Here is a 5103-nt window from a genome sequence, read left to right on the forward strand (position 1 = left end):
CTTCCCCGCCCTCCTCCTCGGCACCTTCCCCCTCACCCCGGACCGCCGCCACATCGCCGACTCCCCCCTCACCGACCACCTCCTCACCGAAGCCGCCACCCTCTACCTCTCCCTCCTGCGCACCTTCCAAGGCCCCGAACTCCTCGACCTCCTCCCCACCCCCATCCCCTCCGGCCCCCTCGACGCCCGCCTCCGCCACCACCTCACCCCCCTCCTCCCCGAAACCCCCCTCCTCCCCACCCACACCGAGGATCGGGTGCGGGGGAGGGATGCGGTGGTGGTGGACGGGCCGGTCGGGTTGGCGGGGATCGTGGGGGAGGTGGTGGAAGGGGTGGTGCCTGAGGGGTGGCCGGTGCGGCATCCGGGGTTGCGGATGTTGGGGGTGCGGCGGATGGGGGTCGCGGATGCCGTGGACGTGCTCGGGGAGGTGCGCAGGGACGCCGCCTGGTGGCGGGAGGCGTACGGGGTGTTGGGGGCGGCGGGGGATCTGGGGGAGTTGGGGGCGTTGCCGGTGCCGTTGGCCGATGGGAGGACGGTGCGGGGGGCGCGGGGTGTGCTCGTCGGGAGGGATCTGCCCGCGGGGCTCGAGGTGCTCGGGCTGCGGGTCGTGGATCCGGCGGCCGACCATCCGCTGCTGGTGCGGTTGGGGGCCGTCGAGGCGGGGGCGCGGCAGGTGCTGGCCGATCCGGCGGTGCGGGTGGCCGTCGAAGGGTCGTTCGAGGATTCGGGGGAGGTCGCGGACGCCGTGCTGCGGCTCGCCGACGGTCTCGAGGGCCTCGAACCGTGGCTCGGCGAACTCGCCCTGAGAGGCCGCGACGGCGAGTTGTACGCGGCCGGTGAGCTGCTGCTGCCCGACTCCCCGCTGATCGACATCATGGGCGAGGACTCGCCGTTCGGGATCGTCGCCGACGACCTGGTCGAGCGGTACGGGCGCGCCGCGCTCGAAGCCGTCGGCGTTCTGTGGGGGTTCGCCCTGCTCCGCGTGGAGGATCCGGATCTGGACGAGCTGGAGCTCGACGGGATCGAGGACTGGGAGCTGCCGCCGGGGCACGTGCCGGAGCTGGCGGCCGTGCGGGATCTGGAGCTGGTGCGGGACTGGGAGGCGGCGCTGCCGCTGCTGGCGCGCCCGCCGCTGCGGGAGGCGATCGTCGAGCCGCTGCGGATGCACGACGGGACGGCCGTGCCGTCGTACACGTCGTGGTGGCTGGCCAGGAACGAGGTGCTGGGCGGTCCGCGCCGGGCCGCCGACTCCGATCCGCTGCTCGAAGGGCTGTACGACACCGCGCCCGAAGGGCTCGATCCCGAGTTCGCCCGCGCGCTGGGCGTCCGGAGCGAGCTGGCCGACGTCCCCCCGGACGAGCTCCTCGACCGTCTCGCCGATCCGGCCAGGACGGTCCGCCGCGCCCAGCTCCGCGAGCTGTGGGCCTGGCTGGCGGGGGCCGCCGATCTCGCGCCGCCCGACCGGATCAGGGCCGTCGTCGGCGACGCGCTGGAGATCGTTCCGGCCGATGACGTGATCGTCGTCGACGCCCCGTTCACGCTGCCGCTCCTGACGGGCCAGCCGCTGATCCTGCTGCCGCACACCGAGGCCGAGGCCCTGGCCGAGCTGCTGGATCTCTCCCTGGCCACGGACGAGCTGACCGGCGAGATCACCTCGACGGGCGAGGAGCGTCCCGTCCCGCAGGCCGTCCTGGACGCCTTCCCCGAGGCCCCGGAGACCTACCGGCACCACGCCCCGCTGACCGTGGACGGCCATGAGGTCCCCTGGTGGTACGACGGGATCCCGCACGCCGCCACCACGCAGGGCCTGGCCCGGGCGATCGCGTGGGAGCTGGGCCGCTGGCCCGACCGCCATCTGCTGGCGGCGATCCTGCTCGATCCGGCGCAGGCGGCCGTCGAGCTAGCGGAGTTCGACCTCTCCTGAGGCCCCGCCGGTCTCCGTGATCCCGTCGGCGGGGATTTCGCCGCGTTCCGCCGCGTGCCGTTCGTCGGCGCGCGCGCGGACACGGTGCAGCCTGGGGATGTACAGGCAGGCGAACAGCCCGATGGCCATGCCCGTCACGCACACCCAGTACCACCACCGCTCATCGGCGGGCAGTCCGATGATCAGCAGGACGGCCAGGGCGACCGCCCACAGCGCGGTGCCCGCGGCCGCCACGTAGACGTCGTTGGTCCGCAGCGGTGCGGGTTCCGGCTGTCGCGGGCGTGCCATACCGTCCAGCCTACCGACCCGTAGGAATAACAGTGAGGAGGAGGTCGTTAGCAGAGGTAATGACTCTTGCTAACGATGTAGACGATGATGGACGAGACGAACCGCTCGAGGCTCCCCGAGGAGCTGCGGATCGCCGTGGCCAGGCTGTCCAGGCGCTTGCGGCACCAGGGCAGCGGCGTGCTGTCGGTCACCCAGTTCGCGGCGCTCGCGGTCCTGGACAAGCACGGCGAGATGACGCCCAGGGAGCTGGCCGACCACGAGAAGGTGCAACCGCCCTCCATGACCCGCACCCTCGCGGCCCTGGAGCGTCTGGGCCTGGTGGCGCGCCGCCCCCACTCGACGGACGGCCGCCAGGTGGTCCTCGCCCCGACCGACGCAGGACGGGAACTGCTGACCGAGCAGCGCCGGCTCAAGGAGGCGTGGCTGTCGCAGAGCCTGCGCTCCCTGACCGAGCAGGAGCGGACCATCCTGGAGCAGGCCACCCCGATCCTGGAGAAGCTCAGCAGGAGCTGAACCGGGGCGGGATGTTCCGTTCGCTCCGCAACCGGAACTACCGGCTGTACATGTCGGGGCAGATCGTCTCCAACACCGGCACCTGGATGCAGCGGATCGCCCAGGACTGGCTGGTCCTGCAACTCACCCATGGCAGCGGCACGGCCCTCGGCGTCACCACGGGCCTGCAGTTCCTGCCGCTGCTGCTGTTCGGCCTCTGGGGCGGGGTGATCGCCGACCGGTTCCCGCGCCGCAGGCTGCTGCTGTACACGCAGTTCGCGATGGGCGCCCCCGCGCTGGTCCTGGGGGTGCTGGCACTGACCGGCCACGCGCAGGTCTGGCATGTGTACGTGCTGGCGTTCGTGCTCGGGCTGGCCACCGCCTTCGACAATCCGGCCCGCCAGACCTTCGTCGTCGAACTGGTCGGCCGCAAGGACCTGCCGAACGCGATCGCCCTGAACAGCGCCACCTTCAACGGCGCCAGGATCTGGGGTCCCGCCGTCGCCGGAGTGCTGATCGCGCTGATCGGGACGGGCCCGGTGTTCCTGCTGAACGCGGCCAGTTTCGGCGCGGTGATCGTCGGGCTGGCGCTGATGCGCGAGGACGAGCTGCTCGTCCGCGAGCCCGTCCCGCGCGCCAAGGGCCAGCTCCGCGAGGGGCTGCGCTATGTGCGGGGCCGCCGCGATCTGGTCCTGCTGCTGGTGACGATCGCGCTGGTCGCCGGGTTCGCGATGAACTTCCAGATCACGGCCGCGCTGATGGCGACGGAGGTGTTCGGCAAGGGCGCGTCGCAGTTCGGGCTGGCCAGCACTGTTCTGGCGGTGGGGGCGTGCGCGGGCGCGCTGCTGGCGGCCCGCCGGATCCGGCCGGACCGCAGGCTCCTGTACGGGGCGGCGTTCGGGTTCGGGCTGTTCGAGGTGCTCGCCGGTCTGATGCCGACCTGGCCCCTGTTCCTGGCCCTGCTGGCCCCCGCCGGACTGGCGATGATGACCTTCACCACGGCCGCCAACGCCACCATGCAGCTCGGGGTCAGCGGTGAGATGCGCGGCCGGGTCATGGGCCTGTACATGCTGGTGTTCCTGGGCACCAACCCGATCGCCTCGCCGATGGTCGGCTGGATCGCGGAGAATCTCGGGCCGCGACTCGCCCTGGCGGGTGGGGGGTTGGTCGCGATGGCGACGGCCGGTACGGTGATCACATATCTCCGATTCGGGACGAAGAAGCCGCTCGCACCATAGGCTGGGAGTCCGCGTCGGATCGACACCCGGACTGACGAACAACGAGGGAGGGCGACTTCGTGACTGTCTCCTTGCAGAAGGGCCAGCGGATCTCGCTGAGCAAGCCCGACGGTGGCGGCCTGACCCTGGTCCGGATGGGCCTCGGCTGGGACGCGGTGAAGAAGAAGGGGTTCTTCGGCTCACGCGAGCAGGAGATCGACCTGGACGCCTCCGTGGTGATCTTCGCCGACCAGCAGATCGCGGACGTGGTCTACTTCGGCCAGCTCACCTCCCGTGACGGCTCCGTGCGCCACACCGGCGACAACCTGACCGGAGCGGGCGACGGCGACGACGAGTCGATCATCGTCGATCTGAACCGGCTCCCGGTGCACGTCAGCTCGCTGGTGTTCACCGTCAGCTCGTTCCAGGGGCAGACCTTCAACGAGGTCGAGAACGCCTTCTGCCGGCTGGTCGACGAGACCACCGGCGCCGAACTGGCCCGCTACACCCTGACGGGCGGCGGCGGCCACACCGGCATGGTCATGGCGCGCCTGTACCGGCACGGCCAGGAGTGGAAGCTCGGCGCGATCGGCGAGCCGTCCATGGGCCGCACCTTCCAGGACATGCTCCCGGCCATCGCCGCGCACGCCTGAGCCTGATGGTCCAGCTCGTCCGCGGGGCGAACGCCCCGCTGAGCGCCACCCAGGTCACCGTCACCGCGTCAGCCGCCCCGGCCGACCTCAGCGCACTGCTGGTCGGCCGGGACCTGAAGGCGCGCGCCGACACCGACCTGGTCTTCTACAACGCACCGGCCGCCCCCGGGGTGGTCTGGACGCCGTCGGGGATCTCGGTCGACCTGGCCGTCCTGCCCCCGGACGTCCACGCCGTCCTGATCACCCTGAGCCTGGACGAGGGCACGTTCGCCGCGCTCCCGGCCCCCTCGGTGACGGTCGACGATCATGTCTTCACGGTCGACAGGCTCGACGCCGAGTCCGCGATCGTCGCGCTGGAGCTGTACCGGCGGGACACCTCCTGGAAGGTCCGCGCCGTCGGCCAGGGCTACGCGGGCGGGCTCGCCGCCCTGCTCACCGACCACGGGGTCGCGGTCGACGATCCGCCGCCCGCCCCTGCGACACCGGTCGCCGTCCCGCGCACCGTCCTGCCGCCCGTGCCTCCACCGCC

The 5103-nt window shown here is 72.0% G+C and carries 5 protein-coding genes and 1 pseudogene; 5 read left to right on the forward strand and 1 reads right to left on the reverse strand.

The window, feature by feature from the left end; genetic code table 11:
* Positions 1-1924: pseudogene (locus ACYVE7_RS28710) on the forward strand (sacsin N-terminal ATP-binding-like domain-containing protein); the annotation flags it as partial.
* Here ACYVE7_RS28710 and ACYVE7_RS28715 read toward each other — a convergent pair.
* Positions 1901-2212: a DUF2530 domain-containing protein gene (locus tag ACYVE7_RS28715; protein WP_460368964.1), complete on the reverse strand. Its 312-nt coding sequence runs from the start codon at positions 2210-2212 to the stop codon at positions 1901-1903. The pseudogene ACYVE7_RS28710 and the gene ACYVE7_RS28715 overlap by 24 nt on opposite strands.
* Before the next feature lie 84 nt (positions 2213-2296).
* Here ACYVE7_RS28715 and ACYVE7_RS28720 point away from each other — a divergent pair, with 84 nt between their 5' ends.
* The 4 genes from ACYVE7_RS28720 to ACYVE7_RS28735 form a co-directional block, all read left to right on the forward strand.
* A complete protein-coding gene (locus tag ACYVE7_RS28720) occupies positions 2297-2725 on the forward strand; it encodes a MarR family winged helix-turn-helix transcriptional regulator (RefSeq protein WP_460368966.1) in 429 nt (142 codons plus the stop codon).
* A gap of 11 nt (positions 2726-2736) precedes the next feature.
* Positions 2737-3942, forward strand: coding sequence for an MFS transporter (locus tag ACYVE7_RS28725; protein ID WP_460368968.1), 1206 nt, complete (start codon positions 2737-2739; stop codon positions 3940-3942).
* 59 nt (positions 3943-4001) lie between these two features.
* The gene (locus ACYVE7_RS28730; protein WP_460368970.1) at positions 4002-4574 is read left to right on the forward strand and encodes a TerD family protein; all 573 of its coding nucleotides are present in this window, start codon (positions 4002-4004) and stop codon (positions 4572-4574) included.
* A 5-nt stretch (positions 4575-4579) separates the two neighbouring features.
* Positions 4580-5103, forward strand: a 524-nt coding sequence (locus tag ACYVE7_RS28735; RefSeq protein ID WP_460368972.1) for a TerD family protein, incomplete at its 3' end; no start/stop codon positions are given.

This window comes from Actinocorallia lasiicapitis (assembly GCF_054778695.1).

What these genes read in the sequence shown, in the direction of transcription:
- ACYVE7_RS28725 (WP_460368968.1), top strand. Translation starts at nt 2,737, where the DNA reads ATGTTCCGTTCGCTCCGCAACCGGAACTACCGGCTGTACATGTCGGGG.
- ACYVE7_RS28715 (WP_460368964.1), bottom strand. Translation starts at nt 2,212, where the DNA reads ATGGCACGCCCGCGACAGCCGGAACCCGCACCGCTGCGGACCAACGAC.
- ACYVE7_RS28720 (WP_460368966.1), top strand. Translation starts at nt 2,297, where the DNA reads ATGATGGACGAGACGAACCGCTCGAGGCTCCCCGAGGAGCTGCGGATC.